The organism is Ureibacillus endophyticus, from assembly GCF_024159215.1.
Taxonomy (GTDB): domain Bacteria; phylum Bacillota; class Bacilli; order Bacillales_A; family Planococcaceae; genus Ureibacillus; species Ureibacillus endophyticus.
In genome coordinates, this window is the sequence record NZ_JAMYWW010000001.1 from 314,533 (window position 1) to 338,250 (window position 23,718).

22 protein-coding genes are annotated in these 23,718 nt (G+C 34.8%); 19 read left to right on the forward strand and 3 right to left on the reverse strand.

Going from position 1 to position 23,718, the window contains the following annotated elements; all coding sequences use genetic code 11:
- Positions 1 to 149 precede the first annotated feature (149 nt).
- The 3 genes from NKR20_RS01555 (at position 150) to NKR20_RS01565 (ending at position 3,153) form a co-directional block, all read left to right on the forward strand.
- The gene (locus NKR20_RS01555; protein WP_253423025.1) at positions 150 to 320 is read left to right on the forward strand and encodes an aspartyl-phosphate phosphatase Spo0E family protein; all 171 of its coding nucleotides are present in this window, start codon (positions 150 to 152) and stop codon (positions 318 to 320) included.
- Between the two features lie 129 nt (positions 321 to 449).
- Positions 450 to 821: an ArsR/SmtB family transcription factor gene (locus tag NKR20_RS01560; RefSeq protein WP_253423028.1), complete on the forward strand. Its 372-nt coding sequence runs from the start codon at positions 450 to 452 to the stop codon at positions 819 to 821.
- A complete protein-coding gene (locus tag NKR20_RS01565) occupies positions 814 to 3,153 on the forward strand; it encodes a heavy metal translocating P-type ATPase (RefSeq protein WP_253423031.1) in 2,340 nt (779 codons plus the stop codon). The genes NKR20_RS01560 and NKR20_RS01565 overlap by 8 nt, the downstream gene beginning before the upstream one ends.
- 628 nt (positions 3,154 to 3,781) lie before the next feature.
- On the opposite strand, the gene NKR20_RS01570 is transcribed toward NKR20_RS01565, so the two are convergent.
- Positions 3,782 to 4,309, reverse strand: coding sequence for a hypothetical protein (locus NKR20_RS01570; protein ID WP_121213494.1), 528 nt, complete (start codon positions 4,307 to 4,309; stop codon positions 3,782 to 3,784).
- Between the two features lie 116 nt (positions 4,310 to 4,425).
- On the opposite strand from NKR20_RS01570, the gene NKR20_RS01575 reads away from it, so the two are divergent.
- Both NKR20_RS01575 and NKR20_RS01580 read left to right on the forward strand, forming a co-directional pair.
- Positions 4,426 to 4,986 carry a TetR/AcrR family transcriptional regulator gene (locus NKR20_RS01575; protein WP_253423034.1) on the forward strand — a complete coding sequence of 187 codons (561 nt, stop codon included), beginning with the start codon at positions 4,426 to 4,428 and terminating at the stop codon, positions 4,984 to 4,986.
- Between the two features lie 21 nt (positions 4,987 to 5,007).
- Complete coding sequence (locus NKR20_RS01580) at positions 5,008 to 5,748, forward strand: glycerophosphodiester phosphodiesterase (protein WP_121213498.1); 741 nt, start codon at positions 5,008 to 5,010, stop codon at positions 5,746 to 5,748.
- 112 nt (positions 5,749 to 5,860) lie between these two features.
- Here the strand turns inward: NKR20_RS01580 and NKR20_RS01585 are convergent, their stop codons facing one another.
- The gene (locus NKR20_RS01585; protein ID WP_121213500.1) at positions 5,861 to 6,889 is read right to left on the reverse strand and encodes a DUF2804 domain-containing protein; all 1,029 of its coding nucleotides are present in this window, start codon (positions 6,887 to 6,889) and stop codon (positions 5,861 to 5,863) included.
- Positions 6,890 to 7,131: 242 nt separating this feature from the next.
- Between NKR20_RS01585 and NKR20_RS01590 the strand changes: the two genes are divergently transcribed.
- From NKR20_RS01590 to NKR20_RS01605, 4 genes are all read left to right on the forward strand, one after another.
- Complete coding sequence (locus NKR20_RS01590; protein WP_121213502.1) at positions 7,132 to 7,668, forward strand: amidase domain-containing protein; 537 nt, start codon at positions 7,132 to 7,134, stop codon at positions 7,666 to 7,668.
- Between the two features lie 101 nt (positions 7,669 to 7,769).
- The gene (locus tag NKR20_RS01595; protein ID WP_121213503.1) at positions 7,770 to 8,372 is read left to right on the forward strand and encodes a nitroreductase family protein; all 603 of its coding nucleotides are present in this window, start codon (positions 7,770 to 7,772) and stop codon (positions 8,370 to 8,372) included.
- 240 nt (positions 8,373 to 8,612) lie between these two features.
- The gene (locus NKR20_RS01600) at positions 8,613 to 10,823 is read left to right on the forward strand and encodes an MMPL family transporter (protein WP_253423038.1); all 2,211 of its coding nucleotides are present in this window, start codon (positions 8,613 to 8,615) and stop codon (positions 10,821 to 10,823) included.
- A 157-nt stretch (positions 10,824 to 10,980) separates the two neighbouring features.
- On the forward strand, positions 10,981 to 11,532 hold the full coding sequence (locus NKR20_RS01605) for an HD domain-containing protein (RefSeq protein WP_253423041.1): 552 nt from the start codon (positions 10,981 to 10,983) through the stop codon (positions 11,530 to 11,532).
- Between the two features lie 71 nt (positions 11,533 to 11,603).
- Here NKR20_RS01605 and NKR20_RS01610 read toward each other — a convergent pair whose 3' ends face one another.
- Positions 11,604 to 12,227: a LysE family translocator gene (locus NKR20_RS01610; RefSeq protein WP_253423044.1), complete on the reverse strand. Its 624-nt coding sequence runs from the start codon at positions 12,225 to 12,227 to the stop codon at positions 11,604 to 11,606.
- Positions 12,228 to 12,541: 314 nt separating this feature from the next.
- Between NKR20_RS01610 and NKR20_RS01615 the strand changes: the two genes are divergently transcribed.
- The 10 genes from NKR20_RS01615 to NKR20_RS01660 all read left to right on the forward strand — a co-directional run bounded on the left by NKR20_RS01615 (position 12,542) and on the right by NKR20_RS01660 (position 23,400).
- On the forward strand, positions 12,542 to 13,555 hold the full coding sequence (locus tag NKR20_RS01615) for a hypothetical protein (protein ID WP_253423046.1): 1,014 nt from the start codon (positions 12,542 to 12,544) through the stop codon (positions 13,553 to 13,555).
- Between the two features lies 1 nt (position 13,556).
- Positions 13,557 to 14,183, forward strand: a complete 627-nt coding sequence (locus tag NKR20_RS01620; RefSeq protein WP_121213512.1) for a hypothetical protein — start codon at positions 13,557 to 13,559, stop codon at positions 14,181 to 14,183.
- A gap of 10 nt (positions 14,184 to 14,193) precedes the next feature.
- Positions 14,194 to 14,760, forward strand: coding sequence for an NUDIX hydrolase (locus NKR20_RS01625; protein WP_121213514.1), 567 nt, complete (start codon positions 14,194 to 14,196; stop codon positions 14,758 to 14,760).
- Between the two features lie 135 nt (positions 14,761 to 14,895).
- On the forward strand, positions 14,896 to 16,536 hold the full coding sequence (gene ggt, locus NKR20_RS01630; protein WP_253423048.1) for a gamma-glutamyltransferase: 1,641 nt from the start codon (positions 14,896 to 14,898) through the stop codon (positions 16,534 to 16,536).
- Positions 16,514 to 17,131 (forward strand): chromate transporter, encoded by a 618-nt coding sequence (locus NKR20_RS01635; RefSeq protein ID WP_253423050.1) that lies wholly within the window; start codon positions 16,514 to 16,516, stop codon positions 17,129 to 17,131. The genes ggt and NKR20_RS01635 overlap by 23 nt, the downstream gene beginning before the upstream one ends.
- Positions 17,128 to 17,655, forward strand: a complete 528-nt coding sequence (locus NKR20_RS01640; protein ID WP_121213518.1) for a chromate transporter — start codon at positions 17,128 to 17,130, stop codon at positions 17,653 to 17,655. The genes NKR20_RS01635 and NKR20_RS01640 overlap by 4 nt, the downstream gene beginning before the upstream one ends.
- Positions 17,656 to 17,888: 233 nt before the next feature.
- On the forward strand, positions 17,889 to 18,218 hold the full coding sequence (locus tag NKR20_RS01645) for a metal-sensitive transcriptional regulator (protein WP_121213520.1): 330 nt from the start codon (positions 17,889 to 17,891) through the stop codon (positions 18,216 to 18,218).
- A gap of 62 nt (positions 18,219 to 18,280) precedes the next feature.
- Positions 18,281 to 18,487 carry a copper chaperone CopZ gene (gene copZ, locus NKR20_RS01650; RefSeq protein ID WP_121213522.1) on the forward strand — a complete coding sequence of 69 codons (207 nt, stop codon included), beginning with the start codon at positions 18,281 to 18,283 and terminating at the stop codon, positions 18,485 to 18,487.
- A gap of 73 nt (positions 18,488 to 18,560) precedes the next feature.
- On the forward strand, positions 18,561 to 20,987 hold the full coding sequence (locus tag NKR20_RS01655) for a heavy metal translocating P-type ATPase (RefSeq protein WP_253423052.1): 2,427 nt from the start codon (positions 18,561 to 18,563) through the stop codon (positions 20,985 to 20,987).
- A gap of 403 nt (positions 20,988 to 21,390) precedes the next feature.
- Positions 21,391 to 23,400 (forward strand): methyl-accepting chemotaxis protein, encoded by a 2,010-nt coding sequence (locus NKR20_RS01660; protein WP_253423055.1) that lies wholly within the window; start codon positions 21,391 to 21,393, stop codon positions 23,398 to 23,400.
- The last annotated feature ends 318 nt before the right edge of the window (positions 23,401 to 23,718 follow it).

The window sequence follows — 23,718 nt, forward strand, 5'->3', positions numbered from 1 at the left end:
TTACAATTAAATGGCATTATAGGAATGTACTCCTAGTAGAATAGGAGCCCTAGCTGATATACTTTTTTAATATTTTGAAACATAATGTAATCAATTAATAATATATTAAAAATACTTTAATTAAAGATAATTATCTGGGGGTAGGTTTCTTGGAAAGTTTAATTTATTCCACAATAGATTTAGAAAATGAAATATACAATTTACGTAAACGCATGATCGAAATAGGCAGAAATAAAGGACTTCTACACCCAGAGACAATAAAATGTAGTCAAGAATTAGATGTAATTATGAATCAATTTCAAAATTTAAAACCAAATTAAAATTCTATATGGAAGCTAATTACTTCAAGTAATTAGCTTCTTATTTTTTTGTAAATACTTCGATTGACTATAAAGTTGTATCATACATATACTATATTCAAATATATGTTTGAATAAGAGGTGGCTGGTTTGCCCAAAGAAAAAGATTTTTGTGAAGTGACCTGTGTAGATGAAGAAAAGGTCTTAAAAATTCAAAATAAATTAGATGAAGAACAACCCGTGGAAGTGTCCAAAGTATTCAAGGTATTATCCGATGAAACAAGAGTGAAAATTGCCTATGCGTTAACGATTGAAGATGAACTTTGTGTTTGTGATGTCGCAAATATAGTTGGAGCTTCAATTGCCACTGCATCTCATCATCTCAGGTTATTGCGAAATTTAGGGTTAGCGAAATATCGTAAAGTGGGAAAATTAGTTTATTACTCATTAGATGATGATCACGTTAAACAACTGATAGAAGTCGCTTTTGCTCATCAAAAGGAGGTGGCAAAAGTTGGATGAGACAAATGAACAGAATAAAACGGTGTATCGAGTAGAAGGTTTTTCCTGTGCGAACTGTGCTGGGAAGTTTGAACGAAAAGTAAAAGAGCTTGCTGGGGTACAAGATGCAAAGGTGAATTTTGGTGCCTCAAAAATAAGTGTTGTTGGTCATACCACGGTTGAAGAACTTGAAAAGGTAGGGGCATTTGAGAATTTAAAGGTATATCCTGATAGGCCGAAAAAACAAAAAGTTTATCGAGTAGAAGGTTTTTCCTGTGCAAATTGTGCAGGGAAATTCGAACGTAACGTAAAACAATTACCAGGCGTACAAGATGCAAAAGTAAATTTTGGCGCATCGAAAATTAGTGTTATAGGCGAAACAACCATCCAAGAGCTAGAAAAAGCAGGAGCCTTTGAAGGCCTTAAAGTTATGCTAGATAAACCTACAGCAGTAATTGAGCCGAAAACAGAGAAGGTTCCGTTCTATAAAAAACATCAAGTTCTCATTTTTTCTGCTCTACTTATTGTACTAGGTTATCTTTCTTCTTATATAAATGGTGAAAAGAACGTAATCACAATATTATTATTTTTATCTGCAATAGTCATTGGTGGCTATTCTCTATTTAAGGTTGGTCTAAAAAACTTAATCCAGCTTGATTTTGATATGAAAACATTAATGACTGTAGCGATAATTGGTGCAGCCATAATCGGTGAATGGGCTGAAGGGGCAGTTGTCGTTATTCTCTTCGCAATAAGTGAGGCATTGGAGCGCTACTCAATGGATCAAGCGCGGCAATCCATCCGGTCATTAATGGATATTGCACCAAAAGAAGCACTCTTTAGACGTCACGGCCAAGAAATGCTAGTTCCCGTTGAAGATGTTGCAATTGGAGATATTATGATTGTGAAACCAGGTCAGAAAATTGCAATGGATGGCATCGTGACTAATGGAAACTCCATCGTTAACCAAGCCGCGATAACAGGGGAATCTGTACCTGTGGTTAAAACAGTAAACGATGAAGTATTTGCTGGAACGTTAAATGAAGAAGGCTTACTAGAAGTACGAATTACGAAGTTAGTTGAAGACACTACTATTTCGAAAATTATTGAACTTGTAGAAGAAGCACAAGCCGAACGAGCACCATCTCAAGCGTTTGTTGATAAATTTGCAAAATATTATACTCCCATCATTATGGTCATTGCTGCATTGGTAGCAATAGTGCCACCCCTTGTATATGCAGGAGATTGGGGAGAGTGGATTTATCAAGGTTTATCCGTTCTAGTGGTTGGTTGCCCATGTGCTTTAGTTATCTCAACCCCCATTTCAATTTTATCTGCCATAGGTAATGCTGCGAAAAAAGGTGTGCTTATTAAAGGTGGCGTTTATTTAGAGGAAATGGGGAATGTAAGAGCGATTGCCTTCGATAAAACAGGTACAATCACGAAAGGAATTCCAGTTGTAACGGAATTCGAGGTGTTAAATGGAGAAAATGAAGAACAAATTTTATCATTCATTGCTGCACTTGAATATCGTTCAGGTCATCCTCTTGCCAGTGCGATCATAAAAAATGCCGAAGATAAGCAAACTTCTTATTTAGATATTAACGTTGAAGATTATACTTCCATCACTGGCAAGGGTGTTAAAGGATCCATAGATGGAATTATGTACTATGTTGGAAGTCCACATCTTTTTAACGAAATAACTTTAGTGGAAAGTGAAATTAGTCAACGAATTGATACCCTTCAGAATCAAGGGAAAACTGTAATGCTTTTTGGGAATAAGCAAAAAGTGTTGGCAATTATTGCCGTTGCTGATGAAGTGCGTGAATCAAGTCGTAACGTAATAAATTCTTTACACGAGCTAGGCATTAAGAAAACAGTGATGTTAACTGGGGATAATACAGCTACAGCCAAAGCAATTAGTAGAGCTATAGGGATTTCTGAAATAAAAGCCGAACTAATGCCAGAAGATAAATTAAATTATATAAAATTGTTAAGAAGTGAGTATGGAAAGGTCGTAATGGTAGGAGATGGAGTAAATGATGCTCCAGCTTTAGCAGCTTCAACAGTAGGGATTGCGATGGGTGGAGCAGGTACGGATACAGCATTGGAAACAGCAGATGTTGCCTTAATGGCTGATGATTTAAGTAAACTACCATTTACTATCAAATTAAGTCGTAAAGCCTTAAGGATTATTAAATCCAATATTACTTTCTCATTAGGAATCAAGCTACTAGCCTTATTGCTAGTCGTACCAGGATGGCTAACTTTATGGATTGCCATATTTGCCGACATTGGTGCCACATTAATTGTATCACTAAATAGTATGCGGTTAATGAGGGTTAAAGAGTAAAGGTGCCGTCTGAAAATTATTTGAGACGGTACCTTTGCGATTGCCATTAGCACTTTCATCGTAGATAAATTGCGATGAGGATGGCATTTTTATGTGACCACCGCAGAAGAAATCTGCTTTTTCGAAAAAGTTGATTGGAATGGAGTGTGGCAGACTCCTGCGGGAACAGCGCGAGCTGAAGATCCACTTTTTTCGCGCACTCGCGAAAAAAAATAGCTGAAGCCGTGCCCGCGGAAAGCCTCCACACGGAATGGAAATCAACTTACTTCAAAACATCTCCTTTCTATATTGAATCTTTTAGGAAACTTATTTGTATACAAAATAAATGCAATTATGGAAAAAACGTTAAATTTATTTGCAAGAAGGAGAAAGAGTTTATTTTGTATCATTGACTGAAAAAAATATTATTTTTAGTCTATTTTATTACCATTACGGAAGCATATTATTCTACGATTGTTATTGAAGAACCAAAGATGCCTCCAAGATTTCAAACGATGCAAGTTTCTATACAATCTGACATATCAATGGTTCAAATGCGGTAGCAAAGACTAGTTGATATAATGAGCCTTATTCGCATTCGCATGAAAAAAGATAGCTATCACTTACATTTTGGTGATAGCTCCTTTCATTACGATGTCACTTTTTTGGGAAAGATAAAGTACGATAGACAGATAATCGCATCAATTAATAACACTAAACCCCATACTCTCCATATACCATTTAAAGCTTCGGTTGCTTGTGAGCCTACAAAAGTAATAATTCCCCAAAATAGCAAACTTCCAATTGAAAAGGCAGTAACGTGTCTTGCCCACATTTTTAACTCGTGAATTGCTTTTGCCATGCCTGTTAATGTCTTTTTACTAGACGGTTTTTTTAAGAACCATGATTGGAACTTCTCATCTGCCCAAGCAATCATTGTTTTGCCATATGCAATGGATACCCCAATATAAATGACCGAAAGTCCGTGCGCGGTAGTGGCTGTAGCACCATTCCGTAAATCAATTACCGTCAAAGCTACTAATCCAAGGTCAATTAATGGCGTTAAGAGGAAAAATAGAATGCTTACTTTATTCCACTTCAACACATATCTTGAAAAGAGTCCTGCAATAATCACAATCCAAAAGGCAACTTCAGCAGCAATAATCCATTTTATCATGTAAAAACTCCTTTGGTTTTATTTAATACGTTTGTATTAAAATAATAGCACGTCATTTTAAATAATACAAGTGTATTATTTAAAAATTGAGTTATAATAGAGTCATGCCAAAAATAGTGAATCATGAAGAAAGAAAAGCGTTAATCGCAAAAGCAACGTGGAATGTTATAGCCAGAGATGGACTTGGTGGGGCGTCTGTTCGTTCAATTGCAAAGGAGGCGAATCTTTCACTTGGAGCTGTTCGACATTACTTCAATACACAAGAAGAGTTGCTTGAGTTTGCCATGCAACTAGTTGAAGAGCAAGCAACGGAAAGAATTATGGAACACGCGAAGCAGCAGTTACCACCAAAAGAAGTCACATTGAACATGTTAATGGAACTCATTCCACCAGAAGATCGAGTTGTTGAAATGCAAGTGTGGTTAGAGTATATCTCCTATAAATTAAGAAAAAAGGAGTTAAAGGAAGACTCAGTTCATCAAGGAATAATTTTAATTATGAACAAGTTGAATGATGCAGGTTTATTAAAAGTGGATATTAATCTAGAAGAGGAGATTATCCATCTGCATGCATTAATTGATGGGATAGCATTACATCTTTTAATGGGCTTTATAACCATTGGTAGAGATAGAATTCGTGCGTTAATTGAAAGGGAATTAGATCGGATATTTATATAATTTTATGTGAGGAAGGTATGAATGAAAATTTTTGCCCACCGTGGGTATTCCGGAAAATATCCTGAAAATACGATGGCAGCTTTTCAGGCAGCTGCAAAATTACCGATATTTGGTGTGGAATTGGATGTACATTTAACAAAGGATAACCAAATAGTTGTCATCCATGATGAAACCATTAATCGTACTTCCAATGGTAGTGGGTTTGTGAAAGATCTTACTTTAGAGGAACTACGAAGATACGATTTTGGTTCTTGGTTTGGTGAGGAATTTTCAGGCGAGAAAATCCCGACTTTATCTGAAGTGTTAGAGCTATTCTGTAAAACGAAGATCATGGTAAACATTGAATTAAAATCGGATATTTTTGTGTATGCAGGGTTAGAAGAAAAAGTATTACGAGAAGTAGAAGCATATGGTATGGAGGATCAAGTAATTATTTCATCATTTGATCATGAAGCGGTGAGACGTATCGCTCACATTGACCCTAATGTTGAGAACGCAGCTCTGTTTGCCAATATGATATTAAACGTAGTGAATTACCAAAAAGAAATTCCTGCAAAGGCACTCCATGTCGCTTTACCAACAGCAGTTCGCAAATCGGTTTTAGAAGCAATTCAACAGAATTCAATTGTTCGTGTATATACGGTAAATGAAATTGAACATGCAGAAATACTATTAAATATTGGTGTAGATGCTATTTTTACAGATGAACCTGAGAAAATGCTGAATTTTATGAAGCAGAGAAACCAAAGGAAAGAACTTTAAATAAGTACGATTTTTACGCATCAAAATTGTATTCATCCTATTATTAAAATAACGAGTATTCCTACGAATCCTAAAAAGCATTTAAAAATCCGGGCATGAAGATAAGCCCGGATTACCACTTTGCAATATGTTCTTCTATACACCCTAGCATTTGTTGAATAAAGAGGGTTTCCCCATTATCTAGTTTAACTTGACCGCTATAATAACCGACCATCTGATGGATTTCTGATTTGACCAGTTTTGCATTGGTTTCTGAAACTCGTTCAAAGAATGGGTGAAACGTTAATACCACTTGATCAGTGAATTTCGTAGTAACATACCAAGGTTTCATTAGATTAGATCGATCATATGAGAAAATCACATCTTCGTGGATTTTGGTCATGTGTCCATTTACGAATACCGCATTTTCTGTCATTCCTGTTCCATCTGTCCACTTTCCTCCAAAATTTAAACCAATCCGTTTATCACGATTTCGTTGGGAAGCCATGCCCCAGTTCCAAGTAACTTCTCTTGGCCAAACACCACGTCCGAAATCTAAAACTGTAAAACAGTCTTCAACGTTAAAATTAAATATTCGATTTCCAATTCTTACAAAACCACTTGTTGGCAATGTATGGTGCTTTGCAGTAAATTGGAAAGTTTGACGATTCCACGGAATAACAACATTTAACGTATCGTCATCTTTTGGATGTTGAATAATTAGTTCCGTTTGTAGTGTTTCGTTATCGAAGTTATTAGAAGATATGTTTAAGAATGTTTGATTTTGATAATGGGTAATGTCTAATTTAACTTCATTATTTGAAAAACGTAAAGGCTCTAATACTTTCGTAGGCATTTTTAATTTACTACCAATCCCAAGTGGAATCGTAACGGTTTTTTCATAAAATCTTTGTGATTCGTATTCTAAAAAATAGATGGAGCAAAGAGCAGCATAATCAAAATGACAGACAGTAACTGAAAATAAAATTTCCTCACCATATACACACCAGTAATTCCATTTTTTCTTCCTTAAGAAGTGTCCACTTAAATTACAATCAATAATTGGTTTTCGAGCATAACCAATTGCCTCGGGATTTAAGTTTCCCTTTTTGTCACATAGCATTGTAAAGTCCACAATTTCTTTTTCAGCGTGCTGTGTCAAAGCCAACATCCTCTCACTCTCATTCTATCTATTTTAAATTCCTCATCTATTTGAAAGTAAAATATGATAGTGCACTGACAAATATATCGTTTAATGGGTATTTGTAATAATTGTCTTATATTTAGATACCCGAATATTCATTAAATTCATTGTATCAAAAAATTAGTGCAATTGCTTATTTGTAATAAAGTTGACATGTTGATTAACAGATACTTCATAGGATAAATAAAGGAGGTCTAAACATTACAATCTATTATAATCGTGCCGCGGCTGTTCAGTATGCTCGTACGTGGTGGAATGGAAGAAATCCGAATTATCCTTCATTTTCAGATGATTGCACGAACTTTATTTCACAATGTTTGCGTGCAGGGGGAGCCCCAATGTCCGGATATCCCAATCGAGCTCGAGGCTGGTGGATTACAGATGGATGGAAAAGCGGTCGAAATGTAGGTGGATATTATTCCAATGAAACTTGGAGTTACAGCTGGACAGTATCGAATAGTTTGCGTTGGTATTTAGAGACTGCAAAGACGGGGCTTACTGCAAAACGTGTACAATCTGCTTCAGAGTTAGAAATAGGGGACGTTATTTTTTATGATTTTCAAGGAGACGGGCGCATTGATCATAGTACAATTGTGACGAGCATTGTAAATGGAGTTCCCTATATTCATGCACATACTGTTAATAGTGCAGATCGGCATTACGACTATACTAATTCATATGCTTATACCCCAAATACGAAATACTACTTTTTTAAAATAGATGATGTGTTTAACTGAAATGATAAGCAATATTTAAAATCAAAAATATTTGTGTTAAGGTTAAATTGAATATAACCAATACAATGAGTCTAGATTTTTTATAAGGAGAGACACAAACAATGCACGAACAATCGTTAACTGTAAGAGAAGCAATTATAGGAAGACGTTCTATTAAAAAATTTAATGGCCAACCAGTAGACCGAGATGATTTAATGCGTATTATTGATGATGCGGTATGGGCACCGAACCATCAAAACAGAGAACCTTGGAGATTAGTAGTAGCGTGTGGTAAAGAAATTTTCCAATTATATAAGGTATTACGTGATATAACAATACCAAAATGGAAAGAGCTTAGTGATGAAGCGTTAGATAAACAAATGCAAAAATTTACGACAGTTGGGGCATTTGTTTTTGTTATTGTACCGGAAGATGTACGTCAAAAACAAAGACTAGAGGATTTTGCAGCAGCAAGTACATTTATTCAAAACATCCAACTTCTTGCATGGGATTATGGAATTGGTTCATGTTGGAAAACTCCGGATTATTTAGATTCTCCTGTTTTCCGTAATGCAATTGGTGCAAAACCTGGTGAGCGAATTATTTCTATGCTTCAATTAGGCTATTTTGACGAGCTTCCAAAAGCGGTAGAACGTAAGAAAGCGAAAGAAATTGTGACGATTTTTGGACAATTTAATGAAGAAGAAGAAAAAGAGATAGAGTAAATCACCCTAGAACATTATCTTTTCTATAACATTATTGATTAGGACTATCTTTGTAATAACATAGATAGTCTAAAAAGTTACTCGCTAATTCTTTATCCTATACTTAATAATTTCGCAAACCTTTTCTAAAAGCCTAATTCAAGGCAATGAATTGAGAATCGGTATAAAATTAAACGCAAGGATGTTTTTATATCTTTGCGCTTTTTTTATTTTCACAAAAGAGAAAGAAGGGATAAAACATTGTCAAAACACCTAATGGAGAAGTTGGGAAATTTAGTTGGGAATAAATATTCTCGATGGGTAACCCTAATAGTGTGGATTTTAATAGTTGGAATATTATCAATGTCATTCCCACAAATCAACAGTGTTGATAACTATAGTGGTAGTGATTTACCTGAAGATGTAATGAGTGAACAAGCAAATGCTATTATAGAAGAACAATTTCCATCAGATTCAGGGTTACCTTTGCTGATTGTATGGTATAAAGAGGCCGGGTTAGGGATTGAGGACATACAAGGAATTCAGAAACTCTATAAAGAGTTAGCAAATAATCCATTAGAAGGGCAAACTACTCTTCCGCCATTTGGGGATCTCCCACCGGAAGCTCTATTTGCCAGCGTTTCTGAAAATGGCTCATCAATTGTAACGCCAGTATTCTTCGAAGAAACGTTAGATGCAGAAGTTGTAAAAGAAAACTTTGCAAAGATTAAAGAAATTACTGAAGAGGCAATTGGTGAAAATCCATATGATACGAATTTAGAAGATGATGTTTTACATGCACGCTTCTCAGGTCCAGCAGGGATTTCAGTAGATGCAACAGACCTGTTTATGCAAGCAGACGTTAAACTTTTAATTGCAACGGTTATTTTAATTTTAGTCTTATTAATTGTCATTTACCGTTCACCTATATTAGCTATCACACCAATCATTGTAGTTGGTATCGCTTATGGTGCAATTAGTCCATTATTAGGCTGGTTCGCTGAAAATGGATGGATTAATAAAGATGCACAAGCAGCATCGATTATGACCGTATTATTATTTGGTGCTGGAACGGACTATTGTTTATTTTTAATTACGAGATATCGAGATAAATTATTAGAAGTAGAGAATAAATATTTAGCGCTTAGCCTTGCAATGAAAGAGTCAGGTGGAGCGATTTTAATGAGTGCTTTAACTGTATTCATCGGATTAGCAACATTAGGCTTAGCAGACTTCGGAGCATTTGAACGTTTCGCTGTACCATTTAGTTTTGCAATCTTTATCATGGGAATTGCAGCTTTAACAGTTTTACCAGCAATTTTAGCTCTTATGGGTCGTGCAGCATTCTTCCCGTTTGTTCCTCGTACGGAAGAAATGCAACGTAAGAGAGCAGAGAAGAAAAATAAACCATATAAAGAACCAAAACCAAAACATCCAATCATGTCTAAAATCGGCACATTTGTAACGAATAAACCATGGTTAGTTATTATTGTAACGTTGGTGGTTCTTAGCGGATTAGCTCTAACTTCAACGCAAATTAAATATAATTATGATTTATTATCTTCTTTCCCTGAGGATATGCCTTCGCGTGAAGGGTTTGATATTATTGCAGAAAACTTCACTCCAGGTGAATTGGCACCAGTGAAAATTCTTGTAGATACAAAGGGTGAAGAGATTAATTTAACTAGTCAAATAGAGTCGCTTTCATACATTGATTTAGTTAATGAACCTGTAACAAGTGAAAAAGACTCAAACATTCAGTATTATGAAGCTGATTTAAATGTTAACCCATATTCAAACGAAGCGATGGATTTAATTCCTACATTAAAAGAAGATATGAAAACAATGCTTACAGATGCTGGTGTTGAAAATGCTGACGAAAGTTACTGGATTGGTGGAGAAACGAGTTCACAAGTTGACAAAAAGACTGTACAAGAACGAGATGAATCGATTATTCAACCTGTAATGGTAGTTATTATTGCACTTTTATTACTGGTTTACTTACGTTCTATAGCAGCAACTATTTACTTAGTAGGAACTGTTTTAATCTCATTCTTTGCAGCATTAGGATTAGGATGGTTAGTATTAACGAACTTCTTTGGAGCAGAATCCATTGCAAGTGCACTTCCTTTGTATTCATTCGTGTTCTTAATAGCACTTGGGGAAGATTACAATATCTTTATGATCTCAGAAGTGTGGAATAATCGAAAAACACAAAGTATAAAAGAGGCAGTGAAAAATGGGGTAACACAAACTGGTTCTGTAATTACCTCTGCAGGGTTAATTTTAGCAGGTACATTTGCAGTATTAGCTACATTACCAATTCAATTGCTTGTTCAGTTTGGTGTTATTACTGCATTAGGTGTATTAATTGATACATTTATTGTTCGTCCATTACTTGTTCCAGCTATTACGGTTGTATTAGGTCGCTATGCATTCTGGCCAGGTAAGTTGTTTAAGAAAGAAGATTAATTTAGAAGAATAGCTTATTCTCATGTAAAAGTGAGGTAAGCTTTTTTGGTTATTAACAAGTAAAGTATTATGCTTACATTAAATAGGGTGGGTATACTTAATTATAATTTGATTAACCGACAATACAGTTTAACAATAAGAAAGTAGGAGAGTTTTAATGACAATCATTGAGAAGGCTATTAATTTTGCGGCAAAAGCTCATAATGGACAAATGAGGAAATCGACAAATATTCCATACATTACACATCCATTTGCAGTAGGGATGCTTTTACAACAGCTGAACTGTTCAGATGATGTAATCGCTGCTGGAATTTTACATGACACCATTGAGGATACAGACGCTACCTATGAACAACTTGTACAAGAGTTTGGTGAAAAGATTGCAAAACTTGTTCTAGCAGCATCTGAACATGATAAAAGTCTCCCTTGGGAAGAGCGGAAACAAAATACAATTGATTCCTTAAAAAATGCTTCTTTAGAAGAAATTCAAATTATCATAGCAGATAAATTACATAATTTACGAACTATTCGTGAGGAGCTTGTAAGTCAAGGGGATGTTGTATGGTCTAGATTTAATCGAGGAAAAAAACAACAACATTGGTATTACAGTAGTATTGTGAAAGCTGTTTTAACCCATAAAGGAAAGTATAAATTAATCGAGCAACTAGAAGAAGAAGTAATAACTGTATTTGGAAAAGTTCAAGCATAAGAAACGCTGAAAAAAGTTAAAGCACTCATGGAATCACGAGTGCTTATTTTATATCGCTTATGTGCTTTATATTATTTTTGACTGAAAGCAATTTTTAACCCGATTAATGTAAATAGACTTCCTTGAATAATATTAATCTTTTTAGATAATGAAGTATTTTTTCGTAAATAGTTTCCAACTTGCCCTGCAAAAATACTGATGACTGTGAAAATCACCAAAGTTTGAATTAAAAATAAAACTCCGTAGATAAGCATTTGCAAGGATACACTTCCACTTTGATAGTTAATAAACTGTGGGAAGAAAGCTAAGAAAAATAAAGAAACTTTTGGGTTTAATAGGTTCATTATAACCCCTTTTTTGTATAAAGATTTGTGGTCTAAAGTGTCATCACTGTTAATATTAAAACTTGAACTTTTTTCTTTAAAGGACTTATATGCTAAATATAACAAGTAAGCCGCTCCTGCATATTTTACGATAGTAAAAGCAAAAGCTGATTGATAAATGATGGCTGAAATTCCGATTGTTGCAGCTGTAATATGACCTAATAATCCTGTGCAAAGGCCTAATGTAGTATAAATACCAGCACTTTTTCCTTTAGCAATACTTTGTGCTAAAGTGAATAAATTATCTGGCCCCGGCATTATGGTAAGGACGATTGCCGCACCTAAAAAAGATAAAACGGTAAGAAAATCCACGATTTTGCCTCCTTTTTTTATTTCAACTAACTTTATACCATTAATATTTTTAATAGTTTGATTAGCTTTATTTCAAACTCTCCAAAACAATTATAATTTCTATATTATCAAATATTAGTAGAACTATATAAAATGATAAGCGCTTTTTTATTAATACCTTACAAAATTCGATATATAAATAAAAAATATAGAAATATTTCCCGAGAAATGTTTAATTTTGCGATATATATCGAAAAACATATTTCGAAAATTTAGTGCTCTGAACTCCTGTGATATGGTAGAATCTTCTAGATAATTGGGTAGAGGAGATAAATATGAGGGCTAAGGTATTCATAATGGTTCTGCTTATTGTTCTGTTTCTAGTGGGATGTGATTCAGAAGAGGAAGTGGATCGTAAAGTACAGGATTATATAAAAGAGACATATGGTTTTGAAGTGGACATTACTTATCGAGAATCCCTTAATGAAGGAAATATGGGAGACAGAATATACCAAGTACAACGCACGGATGATCCCAAAGTAGAATTTACAGTAGACCTTATGGGAATGTTGGATACAGAAATTGAGGGTGATAACTATATAATCCAGGAGAAAGCTTTTTTATTAGGTGAAAACTTCTTAAAGAAATATGGCAAGGAAGTACCAAAATTAAATATCTCTAATGTAGTATTTAGGAAAAGTAGTGGTCTCAATATTGAAGCAAACTATAATTCAACAATTTCCACCTTTAAAGAGGAAACAATACAACCATTAATGGAGTTTATTAACTTATTAAATCGTTATCAGGAATCTGAAAAAATTGAAGAGAGCTTTGATGTGTTAAATATTCTCTATTTAAATGAAAAATCAGTTCAATTTAACCAAATTTCTGAAGTTAAAACGATGGAACAGTTAAAAGAACAGCTATATCATGATTTGGATATATCCAATGAATCGTTAAAAGAAAGAGATGAACCGTTATTTATCGAATTAGAAGATAATCTAAAAAATTTAGGCTATCAATATGAATATGGTTTGAAAAGTAATGATTGGAGATTTGAATCCTTTGGTTGCTTTCAAGAATACTATGAAAATGGCGAATGTAGTGAAGGGTATCGGTTGTATTTAAAAGGCGATAATTTGGATAAAGACAAAATATTTGAATTGATTCAGCTTTTAAATAGTCATCCTTCTCTAACTTTCCAAGATATTGTAGTCTCAAATTTAGAAGATGATGAAAGAATACTATTTGATGATATTAAATTAATTAAAAGCATGACAGATATCGAAAAGGTATATTCTGGTGAAAATGAATCGTTAGGGAGAGTAATGTCAAACAAAGGGGAATAATATGACAATATTGAACAGATTAGCCTCACAATTAGATAGAAGAGATGAAGAACCGAATATTGAATTAGCGCAAGAACTTGTAAGTGAAAACAATATCGTTGGAATCCATGAAATTATTCAAAATCTATCGAGCAAGGATAAAAAGATAAAACAAGATTGTATCAAAGTAGCTTATGAAATCGGCAAATTAAAACCCGAACTAATTAGTGAATATGCTCTAACCTTTATTACACTATTAAAAAGCTCGAACAATCGATTAGTTTGGGGCTCGATGCAAGTATTAGCAACAATTGCAAAAGAAGTGCCAGAGATTTTAATGGAACACCTTCATTCGATAAAACTGGCTATAAAAAATGGTTCCGTTATTACTGTTGATAAAGGCATTCTAACTCTTGCTAAGTTAGCTTCAGTAAATAATGAAAACAACGAAAAAATCTTTCCATTTTTAATGGAGCACTTAAAAACTTGCCGAACAAAGGAAATCCCACAACATGCTGAGAGTACGTTGATAGCGGTAACAGAACTCAACAAGGCAGAATTTCTTGCTATACTACAAGAACGAGAACCGTACTTAACAAAACCACAGCATAAAAGGGTAACGACAATAATAAATCAATTAACATCATAGGAGTTACAAAATGAATATTAGACAACAAATTAAACAATATAAACCATTTAACGCACAAGAAACAAAAGATCAAGAAATGCTATTAAGATATATGGATACATTTGATAATCTATTAACTCGTGAAAATGAATTTGCACACTTTACTGCATCAGCTTGGCTTGTTAATGAGGATTTTTCAAAAGTGTTAATGGTATATCATAATATTTATCAATCTTGGTCTTGGGTTGGTGGACATGCAGATGGGGATTCGGATTTACTTCATGTTGCATTGAAAGAAGCAAAAGAAGAAACAGGACTATCTAATATAAATCCTGTCATGGAAGACATCTACTCTATAGAGATTTTAGGTGTACCTGCTCATGAGAAAAAGGGAAAACACGTATCAACTCATGTTCATTTAAATGTTACTTACCTATTACAAGCAAGTGAAAATCAATCGATACAAATTAAAGCTGATGAAAATAGTGATATTGGCTGGTTTGGACTAAATGATGCTATTGAAGCAAGTACTGAACCAGAAATGAAAGTAGTTTATAAAAAATTAAATGACAAGTTGAAAGAAATTCAAATAGGATAATTTACTTTGAGGTATCTAAAAGGTACCTCTTTAATTTTTTCAGACTTAGGACCCCTTCACTTAAATGAAAATTAGTCTATCATATAAATTGATAGAATATTTACATAATTCCGGTGGGACAAAGGGGGATAATTCATGGGGAAACAATATAGAGCAACAACTATGTCGACGAAAGGGATGGTTACAACTCCACATTATTTAGCATCACAAGCGGCAATGTATATTCTTCAAAGGGGAGGAAATGCGATTGAAGCTGCAATTGCAGCAGCATCAACAATTGGAGTAGTGTACCCTCATATGAATGGCATTGGGGGAGATAATTTCTGGTTAATTTATAATACAAAAACAAAAGAATTAAAAGGACTTAATTCAAGTGGACGATCAGGAGAGAAGGCGACAATCAAATTTTACAAAAATCAAGGGTTATCGAAAATTCCATCAAGAGGAGCGTTGGCTGCAAACACGGTACCAGGTGCTATTGCTGGATGGGGGCAAGCATTTGAGTACGGAAAGAGTGAAATGGATGGTACCTTATCTTGGAAAAGTTTGTTAGAGTCTGCAATTACTTATGCAAAAGAGGGATTCCCTGTAACTCCAAGTCAAGCCTGTTGGACAGAAGTAAACCTTGATGAAGGGGATAAGGAATTTCGAGCACTTGGGAGATTTGAAGAATTTAAAAAAGTTTTCTTAAAAAATGGAAAGCCTTATCAAGCTGGAGAAATAATGAAACAAGAAGATCTTGCCCGCACACTGGAGCTGGTTGCTGAAAATGGATCAGACTACTTTTACAATAGTGAATTAACAGAACGAATTATTACTGATTTACAAAAGTATGGTGGTATTCTCACTGTTGATGATTTTAAGCGACATACAAGCGATTGGGTTAATCCGATATCAGTGAACTATCGACAATATACAGCTTATAATTTGCCGCCAAACACGCAAGGCATGGCGTCATTGTCCATTTTAAATATATTAAATCATATTGAGTTGAGAGACATTGAAGAGGGTTCATCTACGTATTATCATGTACTCGTAGAAGCGATTAAACATGCTTTTAAGGACCGTGATCAGTATTTGTCAGATCCTGAATTTGTAAATATACCAGTTGATGTTTTATTGAGTCCACAACATGGGCTGAAATTAGCGGAAAAAATTAGAAATAGTGAACGTGCTAAGGAGTTACAACTCCTTGATGCAAAGGGAGATACAGTTTGGTTTGGCATTGTAGATGAATACGGCAATGCTGTTTCAATGATTCAAAGTATTTATCATGAATTTGGTTCAGGTTTTATCCCAAAAGATACGGGAATTGTACTACAAAACAGGGGTAGCTATTTCTCACTAGATGAAAATCATGTAAATGCATTAGCTCCTTGTAAAAGAACATTCCATACATTAAACCCTGCGATGTTATTGAAAAATGATAAACCTGCACTTGTTTATGGAACCATGGGTGGAGAAGGGCAACCACAAACACAAGCTGCATTAGTTACGAGAATTGTAGATTATGGAATGAATGTGCAGGAGGCAATTGAAGCTCCGAGGTGGCTTTATGGGCGTACTTGGGGAGCAGCATCAAATAGTTTGAAAGTAGAAAGCCGTATCCCTCAAGAAGTTTGCAATGAATTGAAGAAAATGGGGCATGAACTAGAAGTGCTAGAGGAGTTTACAGACATTATGGGGCATGCTGGTGCAATTTTCATTGATGAACAAACAAATGTGAAATATGGTGGAGCAGACCCAAGAGGAGATGGGATGGCAATTGGTTACTAAAAAAGAAACAATTCCGTTCTCGGAAAAAGACAAAATTACAAAACAAAAAGATATTTTTATTGCGTTTTTCCGATCGGGAATTCTTGGATTTGGAGGGGGTCCCTCTACAATCCCTCTTGTTCAAAAAGAAGTAGTAGACACATTTAAAATGATGACCGATGAAGAATTTTCTGATGTGTTATCAATAGGAAATACCTTGCCGGGACCAATAGCTACAAAAATGGCAGGATATATTGGATATCGTGTTGGTGGTTGGTTAGGATTGGTGACAGCACTAGTAGCGACGGTGGTTCCGACTGTCCTTTTAATGATAATTCTATTAGTAACTTTAAAAGAGTTTAAGGATTTCGATTTTGTTAAAGGCATGACAAAAGGTGTAGTACCTATTGTAGCTGTTATGCTGGGTGTTTTAACATGGGATTTCTTAAAAAAATCAAAAAAGTCCCTCGGTTGGAAGGTTGGTACCCTTATTCTTGTATGTTCGTTTGTAGGAATATTTTTATTAAAACTACATCCAGGTGTAATCATCGGTATATTATTAGTACTTGCATTAGCCCTTCCGATTAAAAAGAAAGAGGAAGGTGAAGAAAAATGATTTATCTTCAAGTTTTTTTAGCTTTCTTTTATACTGGTATTCTTGGGTATGGAGGAGGACCTTCCTCCATTCCATTAATTGAGCACGAAGTTGTTGAAAAATATGGCTGGATGACAACAAGTGAGTTCAGTGAAGTCCTTGCACTTGGGAATGCATTGCCGGGACCAATTACAACTAAATTGGCGGGTTACATTGGGTATGAAGTAGCTGGTATACCAGGTGCGATTATTGGATTGTTTGCTCAAGTAGGGCCATCATTAATTGCCATGTTAATTTTATTAAATATTTTATATCGTTATCGAAATTCTCAGCGTGTAAAAAGATTATCTAGTTTCGTATTACCAGCAATTGCAATTCTTTTAGCGGATATGACTTTAGATTTTTTCAACACTTCATATAACGCAATAGGGTTAATTGCAACGATTCTATTAATTGTATGCTCATTTATTGCCTTAGAGAAGATGAAAATTCATCCTGCCTTTGTAATAATGGGAGGTCTTTTGATAGGTGGATTTTTCTTATAAAACGTTGCCTATTCATTCAAAAACGAGTGAATAGGTTTTTTTATATTATAAGAGAGACAATAATTACGGGTATAAAAGCTATAAGGATGTTCATTAATAAATGTATTGGATTTGCATTACTATAATTAGTTAATCAAAATTAGTGGAAATACGAAAAAAATAACTTTTTTTGTTTCGCTTTACATACCCTATATAGGTATGTTAAATTGTATTTCAGTGAGGTGGTTATACTGATGGAAGACCTATCGAAAGAAGTAGAGTGCCATACTGAAAGTGACACTTGCAGGAAAAGTCATCATCCAGAACGTGTAAAGAAGGATTTAACAACGCGTTTAAACCGTATCGAAGGTCAAATTCGAGGTATTAAAGGTATGATAGAGAGAGACGTTTACTGCGATGATGTCATTACTCAACTTTCTGCCACACAATCCGCTTTAAATAGTGTAGCTAAAATCCTTTTAGAAGGGCATGTTAAGGGATGTGTCGTAGATCGCCTTTCAAATGGTGATAATGAAGTAATTGATGAATTAATCGTCACGATTCAAAAGTTAATGAAGAAATAATTTTTTTATATTCTATATACCCTAGTAGTGTATATAAAACTTATTTAAAGGAGAGAAAAAATATGCAAACTGTAACATTAAACGTTCAAGGTATGTCTTGTGGGCATTGTGTAAATGCTGTAGAAGGTAGTGTTGGTAAATTAGAAGGTGTAAACGAAGTAAAAGTAAATTTAAGTACTGCTCAAGTAGATGTTTCGTTTAATGAATCTCAAGTATCGATTGAGAAAATTAAAGAAACAATTGAAGAACAAGGTTATGACGTAAAATAAGAGTGCTCTTGTAGCACTCTCTCATTTTCATAAAATTATACCCTGTACAGGTATATAGAGGGAGGGGAAGAAAATGGGTACTGAAGCTAGTAATGTAAAAGAAACTAGTATTCAAATTACAGGGATGACCTGTGCAGCCTGTGCGACACGAATTGAAAAAGTATTAAATAAAATGGATGGTGTTGAAAAGGCTACTGTTAACTTAGCTCTTGAAAAATCAACTATTCAATACGATCCTTCAAAGCTAAGTGAAATTGACTTTGAAAAGAAAATCGAAGCAATAGGCTATGGTGTAGTTAAGCAAAAAGCTGAGTTTGAAATTACAGGAATGACTTGTGCAGCCTGTGCAACGCGGATAGAAAAAGTATTAAATAAAACGAATGGTGTTGCTAGTGCAAGCGTTAATTTAGCCCTTGAAAAAGCAACAATTAAATTTAATCCTTCTGAAATAACAATTGCTGATTTAATTGCAAGAGTAGAAAAACTTGGTTACGGTGCACACCAAAAGCAAGAAAATAAAGAACAAGTAGATTACCGTGAAAAGCACATTAAAGAACAACAACGTAAGTTCATTATTTCAGCTATTTTATCATTGCCGTTACTTTGGACTATGGTAGGTCACTTTGCCTTTACATCGTTTCTATATGTACCAGATTTCCTAATGAATCCATGGATACAACTGTTTTTAGCAACACCAGTGCAATTTATTATTGGGAAACAATTTTATGTAGGAGCATATAAAGCACTTCGTAATGGCAGTGCGAACATGGATGTACTGGTCGTGATGGGTACATCCGCAGCGTATTTTTATAGTGTTTATCAAACAATCATCACTGTAGGAACACATCATGCACCACATCTTTATTTTGAAACAAGTGCGGTTTTAATTACGCTTATTCTTTTAGGGAAATTATTCGAAGCAAAAGCAAAGGGACGTTCATCTGAAGCAATTAAAAAATTAATGGTTCTTCAAGCGAAAACTGCCATTGTTGTTCGAGCTGGTGTGGAAAAAGAAGTTCCAATAGAAGAAGTAGTAATTGGTGACATGATTCTAGTAAAACCAGGTGAAAAAATTCCAGTTGATGGAGAAGTAATAGAAGGAATAACTGCCGTTGATGAATCGATGTTAACGGGTGAAAGTCTACCTGTAGATAAAGAAATTGGCGACACTTTATATGGGTCTACAATTAACAAAAACGGTTTTATTAAAATGAAAGCGACAAAGGTTGGTCGTGACACAGCGCTAGCTCAAATAATAAAAGTTGTAGAAGATGCACAAGGATCAAAGGCACCAATTCAACGAATGGCAGACCAAATTTCAGGTATTTTTGTACCTATCGTAGTAGGGATTGCTATTCTAACTTTCTTAGTTTGGATTATTTGGGTTAACCCTGGTGAATTCACTTCAGCTCTTGAAGTATTAATCGCTGTATTAGTTATTGCTTGCCCATGTGCTCTTGGTTTAGCGACACCTACTTCTATTATGGCAGGATCTGGCCGGGCTGCAGAATTTGGTATTCTGTTTAAAGGCGGCGAACATTTAGAACAAACACAAAATATTGATACAGTAGTAGTAGATAAAACAGGTACCGTGACACATGGTAAACCGGTATTAACGGATATCTATGTAGCAAATGGTCAAAATGAAGAAAATTTCTTATCTTTAATTGGTGCAGCGGAGAAACAATCCGAACATCCATTAGCTCAAGCTATCGTTCAAGGTATTCAAGAAAAAGGGGTAGAACTGGGAAATATTCAATATTTCGAAGCGATTCCTGGTTTCGGTGTGCAAGCAACAATTTCAGGTCAGGGTGTAGTCATTGGAACACGGAAATTAATGGCTCAATATGGAATTGATATACAACATGTTCTTTCACTGATGGAGAAATTAGAACGTGATGGAAAAACGGCAATGCTAGCAGGAATTAATGGACAATATGCAGGTTTAGTAGCAGTGGCAGATACGATAAAAGATACTTCCCGAGAAGCGGTACAAAGACTGCAAAAAATGGGTATTAAAGTCATCATGATGACAGGTGATAATGAACGTACAGCTCAAGCAATTGGTAAAGAGGTAGGAGTAGATGCAGTTATAGCGGAAGTGCTTCCAGAGGGTAAAGCCGAAGAAGTAAAGAAACTACAACAACAGGGCAAAAAGGTAGCAATGGTCGGTGACGGAATTAATGATGCGCCTGCATTAGCTACAGCAGATATCGGTATGGCAATCGGTACAGGTACAGATGTTGCAATGGAAGCTGCTGATATTACATTAATTAGAGGCGACTTAAATAGTATTGCAGATGCGATTTTAATGAGTCGGAAAACGATGCGTAATATTAAACAGAACTTATTCTGGGCTTTTGCATACAATACACTTGGTATCCCAATTGCTGCAATTGGTTTACTTGCCCCTTGGGTTGCTGGTGCCGCCATGGCGTTTAGTTCCGTATCTGTTGTATTAAATGCATTGCGCCTACAAAGAGTGACATTAGAAAAGTAACATAGTATACAGGGCTGGCTTAATTTCAAAACGAAATTAAGCCAGTTTTTTAGAAATAAAAGTTAATGCACTAGATGTATCCTATAAAAAACTATACATTTAAAGTCTACCTTAATATAAACACCAATTTGTCACATGAATTTGCGACAAACGGTGTTTTTTTATTTCGCCTAAAGAAATCTCGAGTTTTCAATGTGTTAAAGAGCTTCTGCATGAGCGAGAAAATTCCATACAATTGTAAAAAAATCACCACATTTTTGAGTGCGATTCTATTATACTATTATTAAAAGAAATGGAATATTTAGTAAAAACAAGTGCACTTATACACCCCACTACATTATAAGAGAGGTGAAAGGTTACAAATCCAGGTTACTTTAAGATATCTCGAGGTTTGTAGCTGCGTATGGAAAAAAAGCAGAAACGTATTGTGAAAACATCTATTAATGGAAAATTAGGCTTTGCCTTTTTGGTTGCATTACTATTACCAAGTTTATTAATTGCTTCAACATCATTTATTGCTTCAAAAGAAGAATTAGAAAATCAAATACATGGTAGTGCCAATCAGAGTGTTGTCACCATTGATGGATTTATAAATAAACATTTCGATCCAATTGTTAAGAGTGTTGATTATTTTTCTGACCAACTGACTCAAGAAGATTTACAAAAAGAAAATTGGGATAGTACTTTAAATATATTTAAAAATTACTTTGAAACAAGTGAAGGCATTCTTTCTACTTTTATTGGAACAGCTAAGGGAGAAATGATTCAATATCCGGATTTAGGTCTCATGAACAATGCTGAGTTTGATCCTACAACCCGTGATTGGTATATAAAGGCTAAAGAAAATTCTGGACAAGTGGTTATTTCTGATCCACATCAAGCTGCTTCAACAGGTGATTGGGTAGTAACGGTTTCTAAAACGCTTAGCAATGCAGACGCTGTATTTGCTGTAAATTTAAGAATGGATAGTTTATATGAAATTATTAATTCCATAAAAGTTGGTCAAACAGGTTACCCGTTTTTAATGACAGCAAACCAACAGATCATAGCTCATCCAACATTGGAATTAGGTTTAGATGTTTCCCAAGAAGAGTGGGCTAAGCGAATGATAGAACCGGATATAACATCATTTGACTATATATTTGAAGGTAAAGAGAAACAAATGTTTGTTCAAACAAACGCATTAACTGGATGGAAAATTGGCGGAACAATGTTTACAAGTGAAATTAGCGATGCCACAAAACCAATTCTAAATTCGACGATTTATGTTGTAATCGGATCACTAATTTTACTTAGTATCTATTTAATAGTTATCATCCGTTCGATAACGAAGCCTTTAAAAGTAATAACAGATGCCTCAGTAGAAATGAGCGCGGGAGATTTACGGACGAAAGTAGATATTTTAAAAAGAGATGAGATTGGTATTCTTGGAAAGTCATTTAACAAAATGTCGACGATGCTAGCCTCTATTATTTCACATATTCATAATAAGTCTGAGGTTATTCTATCATCTTCTGAAGAGTTAAGTTCAACAATTGATGAAAGTACAAAATCGTCAGAACAAATAGCAGCTGCTATGGGGTTAGTTCAAAGAGGGTTAGAAAATCAAACGGATAAACTAAATCAAAGCTTTGCCTCTTTAAAGGTTGTATCAGAGGATATTCAGAAAATTTATCAGAATACGAATACAGTCACAATGAAAGCAGAAGAGGCTGAATTTAAAATTGACGTTGGACATGAGATTGTTTCCTCTACTCAACAGCAAATGAAAACAATCGAAGGAACCTTTAATATGTTATCTGCGGATATTAGTACTGTAAATAATTATGCTAATGAGATTAATGAAATTGTGAATGTAATTACATCGATTTCAGAACAAACAAACTTACTAGCGCTAAATGCAGCGATAGAAGCAGCACGTGCTGGAGAACATGGTAAAGGCTTTGCAGTAGTTGCTGAAGAGGTACGTAAACTTGCAGAACAAACAAATAATTCTTCCAACCAAGTACAAGAAATTATTACGGCAATTCAAAGAGAGTCTTCGAAATCTGTAGAATCAATGAATTCAAGTCGCCTTGAAGTTACAAAAGGTTTAGATATGTTTATACAAACAGAAAAGAACTTCATGGAAATTAAAATGTTGATAGAACAAATTACAGATCAACTACAGCAAGTTGTTGAAAGCACTCACCAAATTGCGCAAAATAGCGAAAAAGTCGTTTCAGATATGACGGTTGTAGAAGATATATCAAATTCCTCAAAACGTGAAATTGAGAAAGTTTCTATAGCGACAGAACAACAATTAAGTTCTATGGAGGAAATTGCTGCGACAGCAGAAGCCTTAGAACATATAGTAGAGGATCTATTAAAAGAAGTAGAAACATTTAAACTTCCAGATTATGATGAAAAATAAAAGCAGGAAGCTGGGATAAAACTGAAAAGACACCATTTTCTCACGTGAAAATGGTGTCTTTTGATATGAAGGACGTTGATTTCCATTTCGTGTGGACGCTTTCCGCGGGCATGGCCTCAACTAATTTTTGCCGTCTATGGCCGGCAAAAATGGATTTTCGGCTCATGCTATTCCCGCAGGAGTCAGCCACACTCCATTCCAATCAACTTTTTCTAAATAGCAAATTTTCATCACTAATATTTCTAAATAAATTTGAAAAATCGATTTTTGTTCCAAATTCTTTTTATTATGGGATTAATGTATACAGATTAAGAGACA